This window comes from uncultured Clostridium sp., assembly GCF_947072515.1.
Classification (GTDB): Bacteria; Bacillota; Clostridia; order Clostridiales; family Clostridiaceae; genus Clostridium.
In genome coordinates, this window is sequence record NZ_CAMTIG010000001.1 from 114065 (window position 1) to 139624 (window position 25560).

A 25560-nucleotide genomic window follows, 5' to 3' on the forward strand; every position below is an offset into this window, starting at 1 on the left:
TGAAGGAGACAACTTATGATTTTTGATACTCACATGCATACTGAACTTTCTTCTGATAGCGAAATGAAAATTTCTTCTATCATTCAAACAAAAGATGCTCTTAATATAGGCGTTATTTTAACTGATCATCTTGATTTAAATTATTATAAAAAAAATGAATTTAGAGTAGATTTAGATAAATTTTTCACCCTATATTCACCTTATCGAAATGATTCTCTTTTACTTGGTGTAGAAATCGGTTTAAGCTCTAGTATTTTATTAGAAAACCAAAAAATCAGTTCTAATTACCCATTTGATTTTATAATTGGTTCTGTTCATTCAGTAAAAGATGAGGATATCTATTTAACTTATTCAACTAAAGGACTATCTAGAGATGAATATTTTAACACATACTTTGAAGAAGCTATAAAATATATTCAAGAGTTTTCTAACTTCGATTCTTTAGGTCATATAGATTACCCTTGTAGATATTGTAATTTTAGTGATAATAATTTTTCTATTATAGAACATGGAAAATATCTAAAAAAAATCTTTTCAATTTTAATTAAAAGAAATCAAGCCCTTGAAATAAATACAAGAAGATTAAACTTAAAAGAAGTTTATCCTTCCACTTTTGAAATTTATAAATTTTATGCAGAATGTGGTGGTAAATATGTAACTTTAGGATCTGATGCTCATACTAAAGATGCTATTTCTACTAACTTTAATATTGCTTTAGCCCTTTGTAAAGAACTATCGCTAACACCTGTATATTTTAAAAATAGAAAAATGATAGAGATTAAAGACATTTAAAAAGGAGCTGTTTTAGAGCTCCTTCTTTTTATATAGATTCTTTTAACTTTCTTTCTGCATAATCTAATGCATTTTGAATATTATTATTATCTTTTCCTCCACCTTGTGCTAAAAACTTACTTCCGCCGCCTCTTCCATCAATAAGAGTTATTGAATCTTTAAGTAAGGCTCCCATATCTATATCATTATCTTTAGATGATGCAAATATCATATTCACTCTTTCTCCATTTGATACCGCTACTAATGATACTGTTTTTTCTAATGATGATATTTTTTCAATAAGCTTACTTATTTTTTTAACATCTTCATTTATATATATTTTTTTAAAAACTTTAATATCTTTAATGCTATGACATTCTTCAACTATTTCTTTTACTCTATAATTGTTGTTTTCTTCTAAAAGATTTTTATTTTCTTTATTTAAATTCTTAATATCTTCTTTTAATTTTTCAATTCCTTTAATTACTTCCTCTTCACTACAACTTAAGTAACTACACACTTTTTTTGCAAATATATCTTTATTCAAATAATCTTTTATCGCCCTATTTCCAGCTAAATATTCTATTCTTGTATTTCCTTTATGACCTTCAAATCTTTTTAATTTTATGCATTGTAGTTCTATCGTATTTGATGGATGTACTCCACAACATGCATTAATATCTAAATCTTCAATTTTAACTACTCTTATTTTTTCATTCGTTTTAGGTAAATCTCTTCTTAACCCCATTTTCTTCAAATCTTTTTTATCTGGATATAAAAATTCCACTTTAAGATTTTTGCTTATATTAATATTTGCCCATTCTTCTGCTTTTCTTATCTCTTCTTCTGTAAGTTTTCCTACTATATCTATAGTACTAATTTCCTTTCCTAAATGTATTCCTGCAGTATTTTTATTAAATAACTTAAAGAAACATCCTGATAATAAATGTTGTGCTAGATGTTGCTGCATATAATCAAATCTATGTTCCCAATTTATCTTACACTTAACTCTATGTTTTTTTATTACATTTTTATCTACTATATGATAGATAATCCCTTCTTCTTCATAAACCTCTTCTACTTTACTGTCTTCTATTGTTCCTACATCTGAAGGTTGCCCACCACCTCCTGGGAAAAATGCTGTTTCATCTAATACTATATAATATTTCCCATTCTTTTCTTCTATAGAAACTACTTCCGCTATAAATTCTTTTATGTAGTTATCTTCATAATATAACTTTTTCAAATCTGTACACTTCCTTATCTTTAATACTTTATTCTTCTAAGTATAGCAGATTTCAATATTTAAATTACATCATAAAAAATGATGCAGCTATAACTAAATATACTGCTAACAGTTGTACTCCTTCTAGCCAGTTAGATTCACCATCACTTGCCACTCTATTTGCTATAAGTACAGATACTATAAGTGCTACTAATTCAAATCCATTGAATACTATACTCATAGGTGAAAACAATAAACTTAAAAAAATCAAAATAGGTGCAACAAATAATATTATCTGTAAACTAGCTCCTAATGCTATCTCTACAGCCACATCCATTTTATTCTTCATAGCCATCGATACTGCCGTAGTATTTTCTGCTGCATTTCCTATAATGGGAATTATTATTATTCCTACAAAAAATTCGCTTAGCCCTATTTTCTCACTCATTGGTCCTACTGATGAAGCTAAAAATTCTGCCTGTATTGCTAGTAACACTGTTACAACGACCAACACTAAAATAGATTTTTTCATACTCCAATGAGCGCACTCTTCCTTTTGGCACTCCTTTTTCTCTTCTTTCTCAACTGCTTCTACAGCATATATATCTTTATGTGTTCCAAATGAAAAAACTAAACTTAATATGTATATTACAAACATTACTATTGCCACAAAAATACTAAGGCCTTCATATCTAGTATTTATAAGACTTTTTTCTATTGTGTTTGTAAATATTGCTGGAATTGCAAGCCCAATTACTGCAAATAATAGCATACTAGAACTCACTTCTATAACTTTTTTATTGAATTTTTGATTTTTATACTTTATTCCACCAAATAACATACTAGCTCCTAAAACTAATAATATGTTCCCTATTACAGATCCAGCAATAGATGATTTCACAACTTCAAACAATCCATTTTTAAGAGCAAAAAAAGAAATTATAAGTTCTGTTGCATTTCCAAAGGTTGCATTTAAAAATCCTCCAATCTTTGATCCTGTATAAAAAGATATTCCCTCTGTAGCTTCTCCCATAAGTCCTGCTAATGGAACTATTCCTAATGCTGAACATATAAATAAAATAGTTTCATTAGCTTTCATAAAATGAAGCACTATACTTATAGGAATAAAAATAAGTAATATTTTTAATATTTTCATTATCTTACCTCTTTCTATTTTTCTCAAAAAAGTTAACAAATAATGAACAGACCTATTAGTATTCTCTATTTACTCTTTTATTATATAGAGTACTATTTTCATTATCCATATGTCCTTTTTCTGATAAATTAATTATTTAATACTTATTTTTATACTAATCAGATTCTTTTATGTATGTTTTTTTAGAGATATTTTTTTGTTCACTTTTCTCAGAAAATACAGTATTTATCATATCTTGATATATTTTGCCCATCTTTTTGTTTACTTTTTATTTATAACTATTTTTTGTTTTAGGTGTTGACTATTATTTTTTGGGGATATATAATAAGCACATGCAGTACAGTTACTGCACATAAAACATATTAAGAAAACTGTGATAAGAAAGAGTAGAAGTATCTAAACCTTACAGAAAGTTGCCGGATGATGAGAGGCGCATTGAAATTTACTTTGAATACGTCTTGGAGTTATGCATTGAACACTTTTTAGAAGTCAGTAGGTGTTATCGGTTAAGCTTCGTTAAAGCTTTTAAGGTTATATGTTCTCACTACATGTAACAAATTAAGGTGGTACCACGTGAATACTCTCGTCCTTTTCCAAGGATGAGTTTTTTTTATACCATTTTTTAAGAATACTCTTCTTAAACACCGGTTAAACTAAAGTATGTTTTATCACATATTATACTCATTTAACTTAGGCTATATAAAGATGATGTGCCAAAAAAAGCCTACAAAAATTGCTTTTTGAAGACTTTATTTTGAACGTAACTAATTTTATAAAGAATAACCTCGGAAATTATTCCTTATAAATTTTCTCACTCACTTAGTTACTTTTATAATTAATTTCTTTTCTAAGCGCAAATTAATCCTTAAAATATTGTGTATATAAAATCGCACTCATCTTTATATAGTGTTACATAAATAAAGAAATTTAATTTATACATTCAATTTTATTATATTTCTTTATTTAAACTAGGTCAATAAAATTGAAATAAAATTATTAATAAATTTCAAATAAATATATATCGGAGGGAATTATAATGAAAAACGTATTAGATACATTAAAAGAACGTGGATACATTAAACAATTTACACATGAAGATGAAACACATGACTTATTAGGTAAGGAAAAAATAACATTCTACATCGGATTTGACCCAACTGCCGATAGTTTACATGTAGGACATTTCATAGCTCTTATGTTTATGTCACACATGCAAAAAGCTGGACATAGACCTATCGTATTAATCGGTGGTGGTACTGTTACTATAGGTGATCCAAGTGGAAAAACTGATATGAGAAAAATGCTTACTGACGAACAAATTCAACACAATGTTGATTCAATAAAATCTCAAATGTCAAGATTCATAGATTTCTCAGATGACAAAGCAATTTTAGTTAATAACGCTGATTGGCTTAGAGGATTAAACTACATTGATTTCTTAAGAGAAGTTGGTGGACATTTCACAGTAAACAAAATGTTAGCTGCTGATTGTTTCAAAAGAAGATTTGAAGCTGATAGAGGTCTTTCATTCTTAGAATTTAACTACATGTTAATGCAAGCTTACGATTTCTTAGTATTAAATGAAAAATTTGATTGTAAAATGGAATTAGGTGGAGATGACCAATGGTCAAACATGATTGCTGGTGTTGACTTAGTTAGAAAGAAAAAATCTAAAAGCGTATACGCTATGACTTGTAGCCTTTTAACTAATAGTGAAGGTGAAAAAATGGGTAAAACTGTAGGTGGAGCTTTATGGCTTGATCCTGAAAGAGTTTCTCCATTCGAGTTCTTCCAATACTGGAGAAACATCGATGATGCTGATGTTGAAAAATGCTTAAAATTATTAACATTCGTTGAAATAGATGAAATCAGAACATTATGTGATGTTGAAGGTGCTGAAATAAATAAAGCAAAAGAAAGATTAGCTTTTGAAGTAACTAAATTAGTTCACGGTGAAGAAGAAGCTACTAAAGCAATGCAAGCTGCTGAAGCACTATTTAAAGGTGGAGTTGATTTAGAACATGTTCCAACTATCGAAATAACTGAAGATAAATTAGGAACTAGCTTAATCGATATCTTAGTTACTGAAAAAATTATCCCTTCAAAATCTGAAGCTAGAAGACTTGTAACTCAAAACGGTTTATCATTAAACGATGAAAAAGTTACTGAAATCGGATTTACTATAGAACAAGCTCACTTTGCTGAAGGTTTCGCAATGGTTAAAAAAGGTAAAAAAGGATTCTTCAAAGTAATAATTAAATAATTCTTTTTATATAAGGAGCTACTCATTTTTGAGTAGCTCCTTTTTTCTTCAAACTTTATCCATATTTTCCTACTATAATAGCTGTATAGGAGGTTTTGCAATGAATTTTACAATAGTAAATCAAGTTTTTATTTTATTTCTTTTAATGATTGTAGGGATATTTGTTAGAAAGAAAAATATTATATCAGAAAGTAGTGTTGGTTCCTTATCATCTTTTCTTATAAAAGTTTCACTTCCAGCTCTTATTCTTTCATCTTTTAGTTATAAAATAACTCCCAGTGTAGTACATAATGCTATTCTTATATTTATATATTCTACAGTAATACATATTTTTCTTTACATTATTAGTAATGTTTTCGCATTAAAACTTACTAAAGAAAATAAAATAATCGCTGTATTCTCCAATCTTTTTTCTAATTCCGGCTTTATGGGATATCCTATTATGGCTGGACTTTATGGTAAATTAGGAGTCTTTTATACAGCAATCTATGGTATTCCTTACTGTATTTTTCTTTTTAGTGTTGGAATATTACTTTTCAATAAAGAGAAAAAAAGTAAATTAGAAACATTAAAAACTATAATATTAAGTCCTGGAATTATAGCTACATTGATTGGTATTATTCTCATATTATTTAATTTAAAATTGCCTACCACTATAGAGACTACTGTATCTTATGTAGGTAATATGACTACTCCACTTTCAATGATAATTGTAGGTGCTATGATTAGTAATATTAGTATTAAAGATATGCTTAAAGAAAAACTTCTATATTATATAAGTTTTCTTAAACTTATCATTATTCCAATTTTAATATTCATTTTAGCTACATTAATGGGGGCTACTCCTTTTTTAAGAAATATTTGTGTTCTTTTAGAAGCATTGCCTGTAGCTGTAGTTTGTTCTGTTTTTGCTAAAAATTTCAATGTAAAACCAGAATTAGCTGCTCAAGTAGTATTTATGACAACTATATTTTCACTAATAACTATTCCCATTATTATGAGTGTTTTATAAACGCTCATAATAAAAAAAGCAGTAAAAACTACTGCTTTTTTTTAAAAATTAATTTTATTCACATACTTTTCCTGGATTTAAGATATTATTAGGGTCAAATACGTTTTTTACCCCTCTCATAATATCCACACAGTCTTTTTCTAAAGCTTTCTTCATATATGGTACTTTTGCAAAACCAATTCCATGTTCACCTGAAACTTGTCCCTTTAGTTCTTTTGCTTTTTCATACATATATCCCATAGCTTCTTCTAATTTTTTATGCCATTCTTTTTCTTCTAAATCATCTCTTAAAATATATACATGTAGATTTCCATCACCAGCATGTCCGAAAGATCTAATTCTAATTTCTACTTTTTCTTGTAGCTTATCTGTAAATTTAACAAATTGAGCTACTTTATCTCTTGGTACTACAACATCAACTTCATCCATTTCTGTAGTTGATGCTTTTATTGCTTCTAAGAAAGCGCCTCTTGCACTCCAAATAGATTCTTGTCTTTCATCTGTATCTGAAATTAATACATCAAGTGCTCCTTCTTCTAAACAAATTTTAGCAACTCTATCATAAGTTCTTTCTATTTCTTCTTTACTGTCTCCATCAAAAGTTAATAAAAGATATGCATCTGATTGGTTATCAGGGAATTGCTTTCCTAAAAACTCTTCTGCTGATACGATTGCTGCTCTTTGCATAAATTCAATTGCTGTTGGAACTGATTTAGACTTAATAATTTTAGGAACTGTACCTATAGCCTTATCTAAATCTGGGAATGGAACTAAAAGACTTATAGCTTTTTTTGGTAGTGGAATAAGTTTCAATATTGCTTTTGTTATTATTCCAAGTGTTCCTTCTGAACCTATCATTAAATGTTTTAGTGAATATCCAGTACTATTTTTAACTACTTTCCCACCTAAGTGAACTATATCTCCATTAGGTAATACTACTTCAAGACCTCTTACATAGTCTCTTGTAACTCCATATTTCACTGCTCTCATTCCACCTGCATTTGTACTTATATTTCCACCAATTGTTGCAGTTTTTTCACCTGGATCTGGTGGATAAAATAAATCATGTTCTTCCACATATTTAGCTATTTCCATAAGTAAAACACCTGGTTCTACTGTTAAAGTTAAATTTTCTTCATCTAGTTCTAGTATATTATTCATTAATGTTAAATCTAAAACTATTCCTCCAAAGACTGGTACCGCTGCTCCAACTAATCCTGTTCCTGCACCTCTGCCTGTTATAACAATTTTGTGCTCATTAGCATATTTCATAAGTTCTGATACTTCTTCTGTTGAAGTTACCTTTACAACTAAATCTGGGGCTTTATTAATTCCTGCTAGTTCATCATGGCTATATTCTTCTATAATATTATCTCCAATCAAAACTCTATTTTTATCATTAATTATTTCACTTATATTTTTTATATCTTTTTCATCAATAACTTTATAGTTCATAATTATGCCTCCCTAGATTCTTTTATTTCACTTATTAATTTAGGTATTATTTCATATATATCTCCAACTATTCCATAGTTAGCAACTTTAAATATTGGTGCATTTTCATTAGTATCAACTGCAAAAATATAATCTGAATTATCCATTCCTGCTGTAAATTGAACTGCTCCTGATACTCCAAGTGTTACTATAAGTTTTGGTCTAACTGTTCTTCCACTTAATCCTACTTGATGTTTAGCATCTGCCCATCCAGCTTCTATTAAAGGTCTAGTTACACCAACTTGAGCATGTAATAAATCTGCAAGTTCCTTCACCATTTCCATATCTTTTTCGCTTTTAATACCTCTACCTGCTACTACCAAAACTTCTGCATCAGCGATACCAGTTTCGATTTCTTTCTTTATAACATCCTTAACTTCCATATTAGAAATTAATTTTGCATCATCTATTTTACATTCTACTATCTTCCCTGATATTTCTTTCATTCTTTCTGGAGCTGACATAACTTTATATCTAACTGTAGCCATTTGTGGTCTTGAGTTTGGAGTTATAATTTGAGCCATTATATTTCCTCCAAAGGCTGGTCTTATTTGAACTAAGTCGGTATTCTCTTTTATATCCAATATAGTACAATCAGCAGTAAGTCCTGTTCTAAATCTAGCCGCAACTCTTGGTGCTAATGATCTTCCAACTGTTGTTGCCCCAACTAATAATACTGCTGGCTTTACTTTATTGATAAAGTCTTCAAAAACTGCTGTATATGGTTCAATTCTAAAATTCTTTAGTTCTTTTCTATCATATACAAACACTTCATCAACTCCATAATGAAGTAATTCTTCTGCTTTTTCTTTTATGTTTTCTCCCATAAATAAGCAATATACTTTTTGATTTACTTTATCTGCAAGCTCTCTAGCTTTTCCAATAAGCTCTAAAGTTACAGGATGAATATCTCCTTCTACATGGTCAACATATACAGTTACACCATTCCATAAAGATTTATCTATTTCTTCTACTTTTTCTTCAATATATTCTACTGCTCCTTGTGGACCTTTTTTTACGCAAAGTCTACACATTTTACATCCAGCACCAATTTCAAGTTTTCCATCTACCACTTCCATTGCTCCAAATGAACAAATCTTCATAAGTTCTTCTACATTAGTTATTTTATCTTGATTTACAACTAGTTTAGCCATAATCTTAGCCTCCTAAATAAACTTTAATTCTTTTAATTTTGAATTCATTTTATTACTTAATTCTGCTCCATTACCTTTCCACATCTCTCTATCATCATTTACTTTTGGTGGAAATATTCTTTCAACTTGTGTTGGAGAACCATTTAAGCCATATTTCATTTCATTTTTATCTTCAAAATCTTTTAAGCTTATAATCTTTATTTCTCTATCCTTAGTTGCCATTTTCTTCTTATAAGATGGTAATCTTGGTTGGCATATATCCTTTTCAACTGTTAAAAGGCAAGGAAATTTAACTTCTGCTATTTCAATAGTATCTGGCATATCCATTTCAACTATCATTGATTTATCCTTAACTTCAATTATTTTTCTTACATTTGCTATATGAGGTATATTTAAATATTCTGCCATTTCTGGTCCAACTTGTGCTGTATCTCCATCAGTAGTTTGTTTACCACAAAGAATCACATCAAATTCTCCCATTTTTCTTATTCCTTGAGATAAAGTATAACTTGTTGCTAAAACATCTGCTCCTGCAAACTTTCTATCAGATACTAAAAATCCCTTATTTACTCCCATGGAAAATGCTTCTCTTATTACTTCCATTGCTTGTGGTGGTCCCATACTTATTACATCAACTTGTCCACCTTTTTCTTCAACAATTTTCAATCCTGACTCTAACGCATATAAATCATATGGATTCATTTTTGTGTCTATTCCATCTCTTTTTAAAACTCCTGTAACTGGATCAACTTCAACATTTGAATTTCCTGGTACTTGTTTGATACATACAAAAATATTCATAAGTTCTTCACCTTTCTTCATTGAAATATTAGTAATATATTGTGTATTTAAACTTCTTTTAAGATGTTTTTATTAACATTCTTTTAAGTTTAAGTCTAATTTTTAATCATTTTAAGTAACCGGTTTCCTTAAATTCATAATAGCACTTTTTTTCTCATAAATCTCAATTTGTTACACTTTTTAACATATTGTTCCACTTAAAGGATATTTTTTCTTATTATTCACATTTAATACCAATTTTACACATTTTATTTTACAAAAAGTTACTCTTTGTTAATTGTTTAACCATATCTAGTTCAATTGTTAATCGTTATTAAGGAAAAAGCTGTTAAAAATTTAATTTACAGTTAACCTCATTCAAATATTAACTTTTTTCCCTCTCCATTTTTCACAAAAACTAGTTAACTACAAGCTTTATACCACTTTTATAGTTTTTCTTCCCTCTTATATAGATATATAAAATGTACTTTTTATACATATTATTATAAATTTATACACTTTAATATTAGAAATATAAGCTATAAAAAAACTTTATTTTTAATCTTTTTTCTTTTATACTTTCCTATATATTAAAAAGGTGTAAATCTCTTTACACCTCTTATCTTCTATTTACTTATTATTTTTTCTAATTTTTCTCCAATTGCTTTTTCTACTTTTTCCATATACTCATTAAAGACTTCTTTATCATTTAAAAATGGTGAAAGTACACAAGCTCTCAATACTGTAACTTTTTGAACTTTATCCCACTCATCTCTATTCATTCCAATTCTATTTACAAATCCAAATGGGCTATTTCCATAATCAGGTACCGCAAAGTCTGTATGAGAAGTTATGAAATCATTACTATATAATCCACCTTTAACATAAGATGCTTCTTCATAGAAATCATGATTTAATTCATTCATTTTTTCTAAATCAGTATTACCTACTTCATTAAACGCAAAATCTACCATATTAAAATCTGGTCTTATTAATGTATGTAGAATAACTTCTTTCCCATTAATTATAAATTTCTTATCACTAAAATATTCATACAGATTCATTGCGCCTTCAATAGATGCTCCAATAAGTTTTCCATATCCAGTAATATTTAGCGGAAGTGTTTTATGCGCTGCCCAAACACCAGCTGCTGTTGCTCCTGCTTTAGAACCTTCAAGCATAAATGCCCCAAGAAGAGCTGGAATATCCATTCCTTTCTCAAATACATAAGTTGCAAAATAAGAAATTGAATCTCTCATTCTCTTATCTTTAATTACTATTCCACCAGCTGAATAAGGAATATATCCCATTTTATGTGGGTCAATAGTAACTGTATCAGCTTCACTTATAGCTTTAAATGCTTCATATGTATCATCTTCAGGCCATCTTGTATTTTCATCTAAAATAACATTATGTTCTAAATATTTTTTCTTTAAGTCTTCTTTCGGTATAAATCCAAAATCTTCATCAAGGAAAATAGATCTTGCATATCCTCCGTAAGCTGCATCTACGTGAACATAGAAATGAATTCCTTCTTTAGCAAACTTATCTCTAAGCTCTATAATTTTATGAATATCATCAACTGCTCCTTCTTCTGTAGATCCAACAACTCCAACTACTCCCATTATAGGGATTTTCTTTTCTGCTAGTTCTCTAATTTTCTTTTCTAAAAGAGGTATATCCATTCTAAATTTTTCATTTACCTCAACAGCTTCTACATTTTCAAGTCCAATTCCAATTATATCTCCTGCTTTAAGCCATGAATAATGTTTTGTTTGAGGAATAATCCATTTTCCTAGCTTCTCTATTTTTTCAGTTCCTTGTCTTGCAGAATGATCTTTTAATTCATCTAATTTATCTGGAACTTTTTCTACTAAATCTAATATTTCACTTACTGACATATTTAATAGTTGCCATTCATCTTTTCCTTCTACTAACTCTGGTGTAACTTCTTTCATTGCTAGTGGTAAAGATTTAATGTTTCTTGCATACCATATTCCTTCTAAGTTTGCTATAGATCCATCGGCACAAATATGTCCCCAACCTATATCTTCTTTATATCCCATAAGTTTTGCAAAGTCTTCTCCAACTTCTTCTTCCATTTGTGATGTTCCTGGAGATGATTCATAGGCTACATTATTTCCATTATATAGCATTGCTCCAAAATATCCTAAAATTGCTGGCATAAGAGTTTCTGAATTCATATGTCCTAAAAATCTTGGTGAATGCCATGGAAGTGATTGTGATCTAAGTCTTCTAGATAATTCTTTTAAAACATCTTCCATTTTATCTACTGACTCTTGGAATTCTTCTGTTCTTTGTTCTCTACTATTTATTATTTCATCATCTTCTGGATGATAGTTTTTTCTCCATTCACTATGATCTTCAAACATCATATGAAGATATTTTTCAAAGGTATCTTTATTTTCTGATTTTGGTCCTAAAAAGACTGCTTTTAAATCTAAATCTTCATTTATTTTATCTTTTTTCATACATAAAACTCCTTTATCTCAAACTTATTTTGGTATGTATTCTTCCATTTTTTCCTGTTCTGGTCCACCCGTTTTTTTCCAACTAGGTTTTTTAGCTGCATAAATGATTAGTGGTATTATGAACATTGCAACTGATGCAATTACTTGGAATGATACATATGCTACTGCACTTATTCCTGATAATGGAATTAAACTTGCAATAATAGTTAATACAACTCCAATTAATGCTAATATTGCAACAAACCACATAGTTCCCATACCACCTAATCTAAATGGTCTTTCAAGCTCTGGTTTTGAATATCTTAATTTAATGATTGCAAGAATCATTAAAACGTATGCTAAACAATATATAATTGTAGTTGTTATAGTAATCATTACAAATGCTGTATTTACATTTGGCACTACAACATATACAAATGCCAATAGTGAAATTACTATTGCTTGAATTATAACAAATGTAACAGGAACACCTTTATCATTTCTTTTTTGAAATGCTCGAGGTAATAATCCTTCTTCAGCTACTTTGATCATAGCTTTTGATGGTCCTAAAACCCAAGCTGATAATTGTGCTAAAATTCCTACAGCTATCATCCAGCCAATAATATTTGTAAATATCATAGGAATTCCTAAAGCTTTAAAATATAGTGAAAAAGGTTGTAATATATTTGAAAATTCCATAGTTCCATTTGGAACTACATTTGCCATAGTTAATCCAGTAATTAAATTTAATATAATAATAACTATTAAAGTAAATATTATTGCTACTGGATAATTCTTTTTAGGATTATCAATATTATTTGCATGAACAGATGATATTTCAATTCCTGCAAAAATAAATATAATTGCAGAGAATAAAGTTAATGTTCCACTATTACTAAAATTAGGGAACGCCTTACTCGCAGAAAATCCTCCAGCTAAATATCCTTGAGGATTTAAGCCAAATTTTGCCCAATAAATTAATCCTAAGATAATTAATAATGCAAAGGGAATATATACTCCAATTACCGCTCCCCAGTTACCAACTATTTTAACCATATCAACTCTTAAGTTAAGTAAAGTTACAAGCCAATATCCAACAATAATACAAATAAAGATAAATGTATTATTCTGTGCAAGTTTTGGATTTCCTAATCCATAACCAATCATAACACCAATAGTTGATGCTATCATAACCATTCCAAAAAACATTTGAACCCACAAAAGCCATGAAGTAACAAAACCAAATCTTTCACCAAAAGCTTCTTTCACCCATACTTGTGGACCTCCTTCCTTTGGATATGCTGTTGCAAGTTCCGCTGCAATTAATGCTATCGGAATTGCAAATAATACTACTGCTGCAATTAAATATGAAATTTGTGTCCATCCTGTTGCAGCAAGTGTTGGAACACTTCTTACAGTCCCAAAGAAAGCCATAGTGATACCAACTAATTGAACTAAAGATAATTTCTTTTCAGCTCCCATAAAAATACTTCCTTTCTTAAAATGAATTGAGTATTATTACTCTATTTCAGTATGTGTTAAAGTAATATTTATTATACAAGCCTTATTCTTCCATATAATCTATATTTTTTCTCATTCTCTTTAAGTATTTTTGCATAAAAAAAACTGCTAGTAAATTTACTAGCAGTTTTTATCTTAACAAAAATTATTTCATTCTGTTGTATATTCTTTCTAATTTCTTTTGAATAGCTATATCAACTTTTTCCATATATTCTTCAAAAGTAGATAAGTCATTTATGAATGGTGAAAGTACACATGCTCTTAATACAGTAACTTTTTGTACATTATCCCACTCAGGTCTTGAGAATCCAAGTCTTTCAACATATGGGAATGGACTATTTCCATATTCTTCTACTGCGAAATCAGTATGTGAAGTTATGAAATCATTATCGTATAATCCACCATTTACATATGAAGCTTCTTCATAGAAGTCATGGTTTAATGCATTCATTTTAGCTAAATCAGTGTTTCCAGCTTCATTGAATGAGAAGTCTAACATATTGAAATCTGGTTGAACTAATGTATGAAGTATGATTTTCTTACCATTAACCATAAATTCTCTATTTTCAAAATGGTTGTGTAAGTTCCAAGCTCCTTCAATACCAGCTCCCATTAATTTACCGTATCCAGTAATGTTTAATGGCATAACTCTGTGTGCAGTCCATACTGATGCAGCAGTTGCTCCAGCTTTTGAACCTTCAAGCATAAATGCTCCAAGTAATGCAGGAATATCCATTCCTTTTTCAAATACGTAAGTTGCGAAGTATGAAATAACTTCTCTCATTCTTTTGTCTTTTATAACTATCCCACCAGCTGAATAAGGAATATATCCCATTTTATGTGGATCGATAGTTACAGTTTCAGCTTCACTTATAGCTTTGAATGCTTCATAAGTGTCATTTGATGGCCATTGAGTTTGTTCATTTAAGAATACTCCATGTTCCATATATTTAGCATGTAACTGATCTTCTGGAATAAAATCATAGTTTTCATCTAAGAAGATTGATCTAGCATATCCGCCGTATGCAGCATCAATGTGTACATAGAAGTAGATTCCTTCTTTAGCTAACTTATTTCTTAATGCTATAATTTTATGTATATCATCTACAGCACCTTCTTCAGTTGAACCAACTACTCCAACAACTCCTAAAGTAGGAATTCCTTTTGCAGCATTTTCTCTGATAGCAACTTCTAATTCATCAACTTTCATTCTGAATTTTTCATTAACATCTATTTCTTGTACATTTTCAGTTCCTAAACCGATTATGTCAGCAGCTTTAAGCCATGAGTAATGTTTTGTTCTTGGAACAAACCATTTTCCTAATTTATCAATCTTAGTTCCATCGCCTCTAGCTGAGTTATTTTTTATTGAATCAAAATCTTTAGCTTTATCAGCTAGATCTAAGATATCTTCAGTTGACATGTTTAATAATTCCCACTCAGTTTTACCTTCAACTAATTCAGGTGCAACTTGTTTCATTGCAAGTGGTAATGATTTTATGTTTCTAGCATACCAAATAGCTTCTAAGTTAGCTATTGATCCATCTGCTGAAATATGTCCCCATCCTTTTTCGTAGCTCATTAATTTAGCAAAATCAGCTCCAACTTCTTCTTCCATTTCTGAAGTTCCTGGTGATGATTCGTAAGCAACGTTATTTCCGTTGTATAACATAGCTGCAAAATATCCTAATATTGCTGGCATTAAAGTTTCTGAGTTCATATGTCCTAAGAATCTTGGTGAATGCCATGGTAATGATTGTGATCTTAATTTTATTGATAATTGAGTTAAAACGTCTTCTACTTTTTCAGCTGTTATAGCGAAATCAGCAGCATTTAAGTCTTCTCTCTTTATTATTGGTTGATCTTCTGGATGGTAGTTTTTTCTCCATTCACTATGATCATCAAATAATCTGTTAAGGTGTTTAGTATAAACATCTTTATTTTCTGATTTTGGTCCTAAAAATAAGGCTTTTAAGTTTAAATCTTTCTCACTCATTTTAACATCTCCTTAAATTTACGAATCATATGACCATTTAAAATGCTTTTTTACGCCTACAACAACTATAAAACTTCATTTTAAATTACCATATATCCATTTTTTCTTTTTTGTGTATATAAAATTAATTTAAATGAACCTTGTCCAAATTCAAATTAAGTTTTATCAATATTAATTTAAATAATACCTAGTTTAATAACATTCTGTATTAATACAAACTAGTTCTCCAACATAGCTTGTATTAATACTCACTAAATGTTATCTAGTTCTTAATAATATAAGAACATGAAAAATTTTTGAATAATACCTAATAAATCTGTTTAATTTTTCAATTAAACTCCTACTCATTTAAACTTAGTAATATGTACTAAATTTATAAAAGGTCTTTAACTTCTCAATAATTTTCACTTTTAACTCGTAATTACCTTATTACTATCTATAGCCCGTAGATAATAATTAACTAATTCGGTTTTTGTTTCAGCTGTCTTTCGAACCGCTTTACATATTTTATGATAGACCTTTTATTTTTTTTGTCAAACTCCATTCTTTTCAAATTAATTTCTCATTTTTTTCCCTTCATATATTATTCATTTTATTTACTTTTTATAAATATTTTTATCCTTTTAAAGTATATTTAGTTAACTATTTGCTCTTTATTTAGTAACTTTATTCACTTTTTATAACCTGTAATAGTCTAAATCAGCTTTTTTTTTTGATAATTTTATTAATTATCACTTTTATTTTATTGCTAAACTATGCAACGTTTACTTTCTTTAATTATGAATATGAATATACACTTTAGAAATTTTTTTATAATTTCTAAAGTGTAGCCATGTTTTATAATGATTTTTTATAAATCTCTATAATATCTTTCTTATTTAATTCTTTATATCCTTTAATATTTCCATTCCTAGTACAATGTCCTGCCATTTCTTCAAAATGTTCTTCTGTTATATTTAATCTTCTAAGATTTGATGGAATTTCTAATATTTCATTAAAGAATTTTTTTGTCATTTTAATAGCCTCTTTCGCTATTTCTTCTTTTTCTAAAGTTCTATCTATATCCCAAACATTTATTCCAAACTCTACAAATTTGTCTAAAGTCTTCTCATTTAATACATATTCCATCCAGTGTGGTGTTAAAATAGCTAAGCCTACCCCATGTGTTATATCATAATATGCACTTAATTCATGTTCAATTGGATGAACTGTCCACGGATCTCCTTTTCCACTAGATAATAATCCATTTATGCCTAAACTAGATGCCCACATTAAATTTGCTCTTGCTTCATAATTTTCACCATCATTATACGCTATAGGTCCATAATGAATACATGTCTTTAAAAGAGCTTCACACATTCTATCTTGTAAAAAAGCTCCTTTATCATTACTAAAATATACTTCAAATATGTGACTCATTATATCTGCTGTTCCTGCTGCTGTTTGATTTTTAGGAACAGTATACGTATATTCTGGATCTAATATAGATGATTTTGGTCTTAAACTCCAATGCCCAAAGCCTAATTTCTCTTTAGTTTCTAAATTACTTATAACTGCCCCTGCATCCATTTCTGAACCTGTTGCGGCTAATGTTAAAACTGATATTATAGGTATTGTTTTCTCTATTTTTGATGGATCAACTATCAAATCCCACGGATCTCCATCATATAATCCTCCTGCCGCAATTGCTTTAGCACAGTCTATTGTACTTCCTCCTCCTATTGGCAAGATAACATCGATTCTATCCCCTTTTACAAATCTTACACCTCTTCTTACTGTATCAATTCTTGGATTTGGTTCAACTCCAGATATTTCAATGCATTTTATATTATTTTCATTTAATAAGTCTAATACTCTATCGTAAAGCCCTATTTTTCTAATACTTCCACCACCATATACTAATAATACCTTTTGTCCATATTTTTTTATTTCTTCTGGAAGTTCTTCTATAGCCCCTCTCCCAAAATGAATATCTGTCTTTATAGAATAATGAAAATTTTTCATGTCTTACCTCCTAATCATTTTTTCCTTAATTATATTATATTTTCCACTTTATTATTATAATATTAATATTTTTTTGTTTTACTTTTTTAATCCTTACCATTATACTATGATATTGTAGGTAATACTTAACAAGTTACCTCAATTAGATTTTAGGAGTATATTTATGAAAAATATTGATTTAATTTCTTATCCATTTTTAAATGAACCTTTTGGTTCTGTTGATCATGAAGTTCTAACTGATTATCTTTCTTCTATATTGGGAAGAATACTATCATTAGACACTCCATTAAAAGAAGAAACTTTTTGGCTTATGGATAAAGTTCTTCATCTAAACGGATCCATCCGCGGTAAAGTTGCTATTTTTGAAGATGATTTAACTTATGGACTAAAATTAATATCCAAACTTAAAGATTTAAATAAAGACAGAATTTCTGGTTTTGTATATCCAGTAGGACATCCTATTGCTTGCGAATACCATGTTGCACGAGGTGTTTCTAAACAAGTTTGCCGTCAGCTTTATGTTCTTAGAAATTCTGGAATCGACTTTCCAGACCTATTATTAGATTTTTCTAATCTAATGACTAATTTGCTTTTTCTTTTTTCTTTAGAAGTAAATAGACTTCATAATATAGAAGAAAAAATTTTTATATCTAAATCATATTAAAGGAGTTATACATAATGAAAAAATCAATTTTACCAAAAATAATTATAGCTATAGTTGCTGTACTAGTAGTTATTGGTGTAGTTTTTGCGGGGAAAAATTTAATTGCAGGTCAAAAAGGAGAAAAAACTATTACTATAACAATAGAAAACTCTCTTGATCACAAATATCTATTAAAAGATAAAAAGTTCGAAACTAATGCTAAAACTCTAGCTGATTTCTTAAAAGATAATCAATCAGAACTTAATGTTAAGTTTGAACAAACTAAATGGGGCCCTTTTATTACTGGATTAATGGGTGTTAATTCAACTAATATGGATAAAGGTCCATGGTGGATGTATTCTTATGACTCACCATCACAAAAATTAAACCTTGGTGTAGGTGCTGCTCCTGCTGCTGATAAAATAAATTTAGCAAATGGTGATAGTGTCCAATTTGTTTTCACTAATAATGCAGGGTAAGAGAAGTGTCAGCTAAGGAAATAACTCGCACGGCCATATTAGCTGCTATTTTAATAGTTGTTTATTATTTTGGTTCGACTTTAATGTATGTTAGTATCACAAACTTTGTTTTACTACTCTATGGAGTATATGTTCCTAAAAAAACAGCTTATTTTGCAGTTATTATCTGGTGCTTTGTGGTTATATTAATGTACGGTTTTGGAATGTGGGTAATAATGTACTTTATTCTATTCCCTCAATATATATTAATTTATAATTCTTTATATAAAAGGTGTAAATCTGAATATGTATTAGCCTTTGTAGGCGCATTTTTAACATTTATCTGTGGAACACTTATTGATTTACCATTTATAATCTCTAGCGGTTTAGGCGGTCATGCTTTAATGGTAAGATTAATACTTGGATTTGAAACTGATATTGGATCTACCCTTTGTACATTTTTAGGAGTACTTTTCTTATTAAAACCTCTTAAAAGAGCGTTTCTAAGCTTAAATAAAGAATAATAAAAGTAGTTAGCTTAATTAAGCTAACTACTTTTTATTATTTTCTATTTCTATATACATATAGATACATATCTAATGAATTGTCCCTTGCAAACTTTACATGTATCTATAATTTTAAATCCAGCCTCATCTATCATTTTGCTCATATCTTCAAATGTTATTATTATCATTTTATCACTTATTCTTCTTGCTGTTTTTATAATATCACTTTGCTCTTGTTCAGTAGTTTTAGTAAATAATCCATACGGAATATCAATAATTGAAACTTGAAACTTTTCTTTTAAGTCATGCATGCTTCCCTTAGTTACTCTTTGTTCTAATCCAAAGAACTCTAAATTTCTCTTTGCATTACATGCAATTTGTGGATTTATTTCACATCCACATATATCTGCTCCAATACTTAATCCTTCTATTAAAGTAGTCCCAACTCCACAACATGGATCTATAATTTTTACATCTAAATCTCCTTTATTTGCAATATTAACTATAGATTTTGCAACTCTAGTACTTAATGAATTTGAATATGAACAAGGTTTTTTATCATGCATATGCCATTCATAATCATTTCTTTTATTTATTCCAAGTAACCATTTTCCATTATATCTAGTTACCCCAATACTTATCTCTGGGTTATGTATATCTGGAAATCCTGTTATAACAAATCCAATTTCTCTTACTGCATGAAGTCTTTCATTATAAGGTACATTTCCTTCTTCTAATTTTAAATATTCAACCTTAAACTTTTCGAAGGATAATTTTTCCCTTTTTATATTCTCTAAGATACTTTCTAAACTATCTTCCTCATAAATAATATCTAATCTATTTTTTATAAATGGACTGCTAGATTGATTAAATTCTATATTTGAAGTAAAAACTTTATTTTCCGGTTTTTTATTAAATACTTCCCGCATTTCCATCATACATAATTCTTCTTCAAACTTAGGATAATTTACTATATATAAATATTTTTCATTTCTATTACTCATGTGTTTTCTTACTTCCTTTTCTTTTAACATTAACTTTTATTATATATTAATCTGCTAATCTGTACAAAGTTTTAAAAGTTATTATTTGAAAATGTATACATTAAAGTGTAAAATATAGGTAAGTATAATTTAAAGAGGTGTATAATATGGAAAGAGTAAAACTAACTGATGAGCTTTCTTTCTCTAAAATAATTCAAGGATTTTGGAGACTTGGCCATTGGAATCAAACTCCTGAAGAGACTTTAAACTTTATGAAAAGTTGTATAGATATGGGTATAACTACTTTTGATACTGCTGATATTTATCTTTCAGAAACATATCAAAGAGAAGCTATGAATTTAGATAAAACTATTCGTAACCAAATAGAAATTGTAACTAAATGTGGTATAAAGCCACCTATAGAATCACTTTTTAAAGATGTTACAACTCCACATTATAATTCTACAAAAGAGCATATCGTAAATTCTATAGATAATTCCTTAATTCGATTAGGTGTAGATTATATAGATGTAGCTTTAATTCATAGACCTGATTTTTTAATGGATCCAGTTGAAGTTGCCGATGCTTTTAATACTATCAAAAAGCAAGGAAAAGTTAGAGAATTTGGTGTTTCAAACTTTACTCCTTCACAAGTCAATCTATTAGATTCTTTTTATGATGGGAAATTAGTTACAAATCAAATAGAGTTCTCAACTCTTCATACCACTCCACTAAGTGATGGTTCTTTAGATCAATCACTATTAAAGGACATGCCTATAATGGCTTGGTCTCCATTAGCTGGTGGAAAATTATTCAAAGATGATTGCGAACAAGCTATGAGAGTTCGTGCATGTCTTAATGATTTAAAAGAAAAATATAGTGCAAAATCAATTGATCAATTAGCATATGCATGGATTTTAAAGCATCCAGCTAAAATAATGCCTATTGTAGGAAGTAGTAAGATTCTAAGAGTTAAAACTGCAATTTCTGCATTAGATATAAATTTATCTCATGAAGATTGGTATTTAATTCTTCAAGCAGCTTTAGGAAAATCTGTTGATTAATAAAAATGGTGTTGTCAAAAAGGCAACACCACTTTTTATTCTATAAATTTAAAAGCTTTTTCCAAGTTAAATTTCCTATAACCCCATCTGCTTCAAGCTTATTAGCTTTTTGATATTCTATAACAGCTTTCTTTGTCCCTTGACCAAAAGCTCCATCTGTGCCACTACTTCCACAAGAAAATCCTAATTTTATTAATCTGTTTTGTAAAATTTTCACAAGATTTCCTTTGTTTCCACTTTTCATCACAGGACATACCTTTAAAGTTTTTACTCCTGCTATTCCATCTACAATAAGATTTCCATTATAATTTTTATTTAATTCTTTTTGTAAATCTATTATCCAATTTTCTTTTGGCTTTATTGTTTCTGGTATTACCGGTTTCACTGGTTTTTCAGCTTCTATTTTTCCAACCAATGCTTCTGCGATTTGACGTCCAATTTTATCAAATCCAATGTTCTTATATAGCTCCACATCTTTTACAGCTTCTATAAAACATATTTCAACTATCATAGATTTCATATCAGTTAACCTAAGTTCACCTAAATCTTTTCGTTCCTTTATTCCTCGATTTTTAAATCCTAAATCAGTTATACTTTTTAAAACTTCTTTTGCTTCCTTATTAGTAGCATTCCCATTATAAACTAAAACCTCTGTTCCTAATACTCCATTATAACTTGTATATGCTTTATTAAAATGAATACTTAAAAATATATCTGCTCCCCACTCATTTGCTTTACTAACCCCGTAACTTATCTCCTTACTCACAGTGTTATAACTATCATTAGGTGTTACATCTAATACTGAATGATTAGTTAATTTTAAATATTTAACTACTGCATCTTTAACTTTTCTATTTTCAGTAGTCTCATCTAATATTCCTCTTGCTCCTAATACACTAAAGGTATGACCTGCACGTATTGCTATCTTCATATTAATACCTCCTCAAATATTCCTTTCATTAATAAAATATGCAAAAAATTTATTTGTGGTCCATATTACTATAAAGATATTTATTATTATGTTTATTTTAAAATAATACTTTTAATCCTAGTCCAATTAAAATTACTGCCCCAATAAATTCACCAATTCTTTTCTCAACTTTATTTCCAATTGAACACCCTAAAACTGATGCAATAGCTGTAAGAATAAATGTTACTACACCAATAATTAAAGGTGCCCATATTATATTCCCTTTATTTCCTACAAAAGTTACACCTACAGCTAATGCATCAATACTTGTTGCAAATCCTAACACCATTAATGTTTTAAACTTAATCTCATTCATGACTTCTTCTTCTTTTTCATTTTTTATGGCATCTATCAAAAGTTTGACCCCAAGTCCCACAAATATTATAAATACAATAATTGAATTATATTTATCAATTAACGTAGAAAAATATCCACCTATAAATCTTCCTATCAATATCATTACACCTTGAAAAACTCCAAATGTAAGCCCTAAATAAACAGTTCTACTTATCTTAAATTTTCTATAACATATACTTCTTGATAATGTAACTGCAAAGGCATCCATTGCTAACGCTATACCTATTAATATTATCGAAATGAAACTCATTTTCAATCCTCCTCTTTTTGTATTGAAATTTAATTCTATCACTTTCCACATAAAAAATATATATTTACTCATTATTTCTCTTTATTTTTTTGTCGCTATTTGAATTTTTTTGTAATACGTATTAAAATTTAAGTATTAAGAAAATACAAAGGAGGAATTTTTATGTTAAGTCAAACTTTACTAGATGCTTTAAATGAACAAGTTAATTTTGAGTTTTATTCTTCATATACTTATTTAGCTATGGCTAGCTATGCTGAATCAGTTGACCTAAGTGGGGTTGCTAATTTCTTTAGAGTTCAAGCTAAAGAAGAACTAGCTCATGCCATGAAATTTTATGATTATATTTTCCAAAAAGGTGGTACTGTAACCTTAGATGCTATTGAAGCGCCAAAGGCAGGTTATAATAATATAATTGAAGTTTTTGAAACTGGCTTTGAACATGAACAATTAGTTACAAGTAAAATTTATCACTTAACTGATATTGCAACGGCTGAAAGAGAGCATGCTACTATCAGTCTTTTAAAATGGTTTATCGATGAACAAGTTGAAGAAGAAAATAACTTCCAAACTATTTTAAAGAAAGTTAGAAGACTTGAAGGAAACCCAACTGGTATGTATATGCTAGATGATGAACTTGCAAAAAGAGTTTTTGTAGATCCTACTATACAAGCTTAGGAAAAAAATAAGAATGAGAATTTTTTATTCTCATTCTTATTTTTTCTTATATTCTATTAAGTCCATAATCCCATTAATATTAAAAATCCTGGAATCCATGCTGTAAATACTCCCTCAAATATACTAAGCCATGGAGTAAAATTCCCAAGGGGTTTTTTCCAAAGCGTTTCAATTGGTGCTGTTACCCATAGAACACCCCATGCCCACCATATAAGTGCCATTAAATAATTCCAAATACCACCTTCTTGCCATTGAAGAATACCTGCTGGTATTGTTGTTATAGCAACAAATAATGAATACCATGCAAAAGTTCTTGTATCTAAATTAAATATTGAATTTATACCAATAAACAAATATGTAAATCCAAATAAAAGACCTGTTCCAGCTGCATAGAATGCTGTTGAGTTTGCTGGTGTTTGAACTTGCTCAACTAAAAGTGTTCCAAAGTTAACAACTATAGATAAAGTTCCTGTAAAAAGATTCATTATTGCTGTTGACTTAGGTGGTATCTTAGTAAGATTTCCTATTCCATTTATCATAAGTACAAATCCTACATATAAAAGAACTGCTCCTAACATAAATTTAGTTCCTCCTTTTTTAATCTGTATCGTATCTTTCTTCTAATAATACTTCGTCTAATCCCTTTTCTTGTTCTTCTTTTGTTACTCTAATAAAGCCTTTTCTATCAATTATTTTCATTATTATAAATGTTACTATTACTGAATAAATAGCCACCAATACCGCTCCAAATAATTGAACTAAAAATTGCCTTCCTCCTGCGCTTACACCATTTACAAGTTTATTTGCCAAAACGCCAATTAAAACTGTCCCTAAAAATCCACCCATTCCGTGAACTCCCCAAACATCTAGCGCATCATCCCAACCTCTTTTTTTAGCAAATTTAACACATAGAAAACAAAATATTCCTGCTACTGCTCCAATTAATGTTGCTGATAGCGGTGTTACATACCCTGAAGCCGGTGTAACTGTTGCAAGACCTGCTACCGCTCCAATTAAAGGCTCTAAAAACGAGAACTTTTTTTCTTCTATATAATGCATTATAGTCCAAACAATCATTCCTGCCGCTCCTGCCATTCCTGTATTTGTAAATACAATGGCAGCTGTATCTGCAGCTGCTAAAGTTCCACCTGCATTAAATCCAAACCAACCAAATAAAAGTAATGCTGCTCCTATTGATACTAACCCTAAATTGAAAGGTCCTTTTTCATTTGGTACCGCTCTTCTTCCTAAGACATAAATTGCTGCGAGCCCTGAGAATCCTGAACTTACATGAATTACAGTTCCTCCTGCAAAGTCTACAAATCCCATCTTAGCTAAAAATCCACCACCCCAAATCCAATGTGCTACTGGAAAATATACAACTATCATCCATATTATAAGAAGTGTTATCCACCCTCTTATTCTCATTCGATTTGCTATAGCTCCTGTCATTAATGGCAATGTTATAATTGCGAACATTAATTGATACATAAAGAACATTATAAATGGTATTGTTAATCCATAACTTGGATTAACAACAAAATCTATATTTCTAAAGGCAAAAAACTGTGATGGATCACCTATAATACCACCTAAATCTTTCCCAAATACAAGGCTAAATCCTCCAAATACCCACATTAATGTTACTACCCCTATAGAAATAAATACTTGTAACATAATTGTTAGTGAATTTTTCTTTTCAACTAATCCACCATAAAAAAATGCAAGCCCTGGAGTCATTACAAAAACTAATACTGTTGATAGTATCATAAAGGCCACGTTTCCGTGTACTACACCTTCTAGCATA

The 25560-nt window shown here is 29.2% G+C and carries 22 protein-coding genes and 1 other annotated feature; of the genes, 8 read left to right on the plus strand and 14 right to left on the minus strand.

Features of this window, described 5'->3' with window-relative positions; all coding sequences use genetic code 11:
- Positions 1-15: 15 nt before the first annotated feature.
- Positions 16-792, plus strand: coding sequence for a histidinol-phosphatase HisJ family protein (locus tag Q0W06_RS00555; protein WP_297629866.1), 777 nt, complete (start codon positions 16-18; stop codon positions 790-792).
- 28 nt (positions 793-820) lie between these two features.
- Here Q0W06_RS00555 and Q0W06_RS00560 read toward each other — a convergent pair whose 3' ends face one another.
- Both Q0W06_RS00560 and cax read right to left on the minus strand, forming a co-directional pair.
- Positions 821-2017, minus strand: coding sequence for a DHHA1 domain-containing protein (locus Q0W06_RS00560; RefSeq protein ID WP_297629869.1), 1197 nt, complete (start codon positions 2015-2017; stop codon positions 821-823).
- Positions 2018-2081: 64 nt separating this feature from the next.
- The gene (cax, locus tag Q0W06_RS00565) at positions 2082-3152 is read right to left on the minus strand and encodes a calcium/proton exchanger (protein WP_297629872.1); all 1071 of its coding nucleotides are present in this window, start codon (positions 3150-3152) and stop codon (positions 2082-2084) included.
- A 364-nt stretch (positions 3153-3516) separates the two neighbouring features.
- Positions 3517-3746 (plus strand) — a binding site (T-box leader).
- 442 nt (positions 3747-4188) lie between these two features.
- On the opposite strand from cax, the gene tyrS reads away from it, so the two are divergent.
- Positions 4189-5415, plus strand: a complete 1227-nt coding sequence (gene tyrS / locus Q0W06_RS00570; protein WP_297629875.1) for a tyrosine--tRNA ligase — start codon at positions 4189-4191, stop codon at positions 5413-5415.
- Positions 5416-5515: 100 nt separating this feature from the next.
- Positions 5516-6427 carry an AEC family transporter gene (locus Q0W06_RS00575; RefSeq protein ID WP_297629878.1) on the plus strand — a complete coding sequence of 304 codons (912 nt, stop codon included), beginning with the start codon at positions 5516-5518 and terminating at the stop codon, positions 6425-6427.
- Positions 6428-6481: 54 nt separating this feature from the next.
- Here Q0W06_RS00575 and Q0W06_RS00580 read toward each other — a convergent pair whose 3' ends face one another.
- From Q0W06_RS00580 to Q0W06_RS00610, 7 genes are all read right to left on the minus strand, one after another.
- Positions 6482-7882, minus strand: coding sequence for an FAD-binding oxidoreductase (locus Q0W06_RS00580; RefSeq protein WP_297629880.1), 1401 nt, complete (start codon positions 7880-7882; stop codon positions 6482-6484).
- Positions 7883-7884: 2 nt separating this feature from the next.
- A complete protein-coding gene (locus tag Q0W06_RS00585; protein ID WP_297629883.1) occupies positions 7885-9075 on the minus strand; it encodes an FAD-binding protein in 1191 nt (396 codons plus the stop codon).
- A gap of 12 nt (positions 9076-9087) precedes the next feature.
- Positions 9088-9876 carry an electron transfer flavoprotein subunit beta/FixA family protein gene (locus Q0W06_RS00590; protein ID WP_297629886.1) on the minus strand — a complete coding sequence of 263 codons (789 nt, stop codon included), beginning with the start codon at positions 9874-9876 and terminating at the stop codon, positions 9088-9090.
- Between the two features lie 605 nt (positions 9877-10481).
- The gene (gene tdc / locus Q0W06_RS00595; protein WP_297629889.1) at positions 10482-12347 is read right to left on the minus strand and encodes a tyrosine decarboxylase; all 1866 of its coding nucleotides are present in this window, start codon (positions 12345-12347) and stop codon (positions 10482-10484) included.
- A gap of 24 nt (positions 12348-12371) precedes the next feature.
- Entirely contained in the window at positions 12372-13808 is a 1437-nt protein-coding gene (tyrP, locus tag Q0W06_RS00600) for a tyrosine-tyramine antiporter (protein WP_297629892.1), read from the minus strand.
- Positions 13809-13992: 184 nt separating this feature from the next.
- Positions 13993-15843, minus strand: a complete 1851-nt coding sequence (gene tdc / locus Q0W06_RS00605) for a tyrosine decarboxylase (protein ID WP_297629895.1) — start codon at positions 15841-15843, stop codon at positions 13993-13995.
- An 837-nt stretch (positions 15844-16680) separates the two neighbouring features.
- A complete protein-coding gene (locus Q0W06_RS00610; RefSeq protein WP_297629898.1) occupies positions 16681-17847 on the minus strand; it encodes an iron-containing alcohol dehydrogenase in 1167 nt (388 codons plus the stop codon).
- Between the two features lie 163 nt (positions 17848-18010).
- Between Q0W06_RS00610 and Q0W06_RS00615 the strand changes: the two genes are divergently transcribed.
- Genes Q0W06_RS00615 through Q0W06_RS00625 form a run of 3 tightly spaced genes read left to right on the plus strand, consistent with a single transcriptional unit; the run spans position 18011 to position 19472 of the window.
- Complete coding sequence (locus tag Q0W06_RS00615) at positions 18011-18511, plus strand: hypothetical protein (RefSeq protein WP_297629901.1); 501 nt, start codon at positions 18011-18013, stop codon at positions 18509-18511.
- Between the two features lie 14 nt (positions 18512-18525).
- Positions 18526-18969 (plus strand): DUF4430 domain-containing protein, encoded by a 444-nt coding sequence (locus tag Q0W06_RS00620; protein WP_297629903.1) that lies wholly within the window; start codon positions 18526-18528, stop codon positions 18967-18969.
- Positions 18970-18974: 5 nt separating this feature from the next.
- On the plus strand, positions 18975-19472 hold the full coding sequence (locus tag Q0W06_RS00625) for a hypothetical protein (protein WP_297629906.1): 498 nt from the start codon (positions 18975-18977) through the stop codon (positions 19470-19472).
- Between the two features lie 50 nt (positions 19473-19522).
- Here Q0W06_RS00625 and Q0W06_RS00630 read toward each other — a convergent pair whose 3' ends face one another.
- A complete protein-coding gene (locus Q0W06_RS00630) occupies positions 19523-20458 on the minus strand; it encodes an SAM-dependent methyltransferase (protein ID WP_297629909.1) in 936 nt (311 codons plus the stop codon).
- A gap of 146 nt (positions 20459-20604) precedes the next feature.
- Between Q0W06_RS00630 and Q0W06_RS00635 the strand changes: the two genes are divergently transcribed.
- Positions 20605-21501, plus strand: a complete 897-nt coding sequence (locus Q0W06_RS00635) for an aldo/keto reductase (RefSeq protein WP_297629912.1) — start codon at positions 20605-20607, stop codon at positions 21499-21501.
- Positions 21502-21541: 40 nt separating this feature from the next.
- On the opposite strand, the gene Q0W06_RS00640 is transcribed toward Q0W06_RS00635, so the two are convergent.
- Positions 21542-22432 carry an N-acetylmuramoyl-L-alanine amidase gene (locus Q0W06_RS00640; protein ID WP_297629915.1) on the minus strand — a complete coding sequence of 297 codons (891 nt, stop codon included), beginning with the start codon at positions 22430-22432 and terminating at the stop codon, positions 21542-21544.
- 97 nt (positions 22433-22529) lie between these two features.
- Positions 22530-23078: a manganese efflux pump MntP family protein gene (locus tag Q0W06_RS00645; protein WP_297629918.1), complete on the minus strand. Its 549-nt coding sequence runs from the start codon at positions 23076-23078 to the stop codon at positions 22530-22532.
- Positions 23079-23240: 162 nt separating this feature from the next.
- Between Q0W06_RS00645 and Q0W06_RS00650 the strand changes: the two genes are divergently transcribed.
- On the plus strand, positions 23241-23753 hold the full coding sequence (locus Q0W06_RS00650; RefSeq protein ID WP_297629920.1) for a ferritin: 513 nt from the start codon (positions 23241-23243) through the stop codon (positions 23751-23753).
- A gap of 56 nt (positions 23754-23809) precedes the next feature.
- On the opposite strand, the gene Q0W06_RS00655 is transcribed toward Q0W06_RS00650, so the two are convergent.
- Entirely contained in the window at positions 23810-24331 is a 522-nt protein-coding gene (locus Q0W06_RS00655; protein WP_297629923.1) for an AmiS/UreI family transporter, read from the minus strand.
- A 19-nt stretch (positions 24332-24350) separates the two neighbouring features.
- A complete protein-coding gene (locus Q0W06_RS00660) occupies positions 24351-25559 on the minus strand; it encodes an ammonium transporter (protein WP_297629926.1) in 1209 nt (402 codons plus the stop codon).
- Between the last annotated feature and the right edge of the window lies 1 nt (position 25560).

What these genes read in the sequence shown, in the direction of transcription:
- Q0W06_RS00555 (WP_297629866.1), top strand. Translation starts at nt 16, where the DNA reads ATGATTTTTGATACTCACATGCATACTGAACTTTCTTCTGATAGCGAA.
- cax (WP_297629872.1), bottom strand. Translation starts at nt 3,152, where the DNA reads ATGAAAATATTAAAAATATTACTTATTTTTATTCCTATAAGTATAGTG.
- tyrS (WP_297629875.1), top strand. Translation starts at nt 4,189, where the DNA reads ATGAAAAACGTATTAGATACATTAAAAGAACGTGGATACATTAAACAA.
- Q0W06_RS00575 (WP_297629878.1), top strand. Translation starts at nt 5,516, where the DNA reads ATGAATTTTACAATAGTAAATCAAGTTTTTATTTTATTTCTTTTAATG.
- Q0W06_RS00580 (WP_297629880.1), bottom strand. Translation starts at nt 7,882, where the DNA reads ATGAACTATAAAGTTATTGATGAAAAAGATATAAAAAATATAAGTGAA.
- Q0W06_RS00585 (WP_297629883.1), bottom strand. Translation starts at nt 9,075, where the DNA reads ATGGCTAAACTAGTTGTAAATCAAGATAAAATAACTAATGTAGAAGAA.
- Q0W06_RS00590 (WP_297629886.1), bottom strand. Translation starts at nt 9,876, where the DNA reads ATGAATATTTTTGTATGTATCAAACAAGTACCAGGAAATTCAAATGTT.
- tdc (WP_297629889.1), bottom strand. Translation starts at nt 12,347, where the DNA reads ATGAAAAAAGATAAAATAAATGAAGATTTAGATTTAAAAGCAGTCTTT.
- tyrP (WP_297629892.1), bottom strand. Translation starts at nt 13,808, where the DNA reads ATGGGAGCTGAAAAGAAATTATCTTTAGTTCAATTAGTTGGTATCACT.
- tdc (WP_297629895.1), bottom strand. Translation starts at nt 15,843, where the DNA reads ATGAGTGAGAAAGATTTAAACTTAAAAGCCTTATTTTTAGGACCAAAA.
- Q0W06_RS00610 (WP_297629898.1), bottom strand. Translation starts at nt 17,847, where the DNA reads ATGAAAAATTTTCATTATTCTATAAAGACAGATATTCATTTTGGGAGA.
- Q0W06_RS00615 (WP_297629901.1), top strand. Translation starts at nt 18,011, where the DNA reads ATGAAAAATATTGATTTAATTTCTTATCCATTTTTAAATGAACCTTTT.
- Q0W06_RS00620 (WP_297629903.1), top strand. Translation starts at nt 18,526, where the DNA reads ATGAAAAAATCAATTTTACCAAAAATAATTATAGCTATAGTTGCTGTA.
- Q0W06_RS00630 (WP_297629909.1), bottom strand. Translation starts at nt 20,458, where the DNA reads ATGAGTAATAGAAATGAAAAATATTTATATATAGTAAATTATCCTAAG.
- Q0W06_RS00635 (WP_297629912.1), top strand. Translation starts at nt 20,605, where the DNA reads ATGGAAAGAGTAAAACTAACTGATGAGCTTTCTTTCTCTAAAATAATT.
- Q0W06_RS00640 (WP_297629915.1), bottom strand. Translation starts at nt 22,432, where the DNA reads ATGAAGATAGCAATACGTGCAGGTCATACCTTTAGTGTATTAGGAGCA.
- Q0W06_RS00645 (WP_297629918.1), bottom strand. Translation starts at nt 23,078, where the DNA reads ATGAGTTTCATTTCGATAATATTAATAGGTATAGCGTTAGCAATGGAT.
- Q0W06_RS00650 (WP_297629920.1), top strand. Translation starts at nt 23,241, where the DNA reads ATGTTAAGTCAAACTTTACTAGATGCTTTAAATGAACAAGTTAATTTT.
- Q0W06_RS00655 (WP_297629923.1), bottom strand. Translation starts at nt 24,331, where the DNA reads ATGTTAGGAGCAGTTCTTTTATATGTAGGATTTGTACTTATGATAAAT.
- Q0W06_RS00660 (WP_297629926.1), bottom strand. Translation starts at nt 25,559, where the DNA reads ATGCTAGAAGGTGTAGTACACGGAAACGTGGCCTTTATGATACTATCA.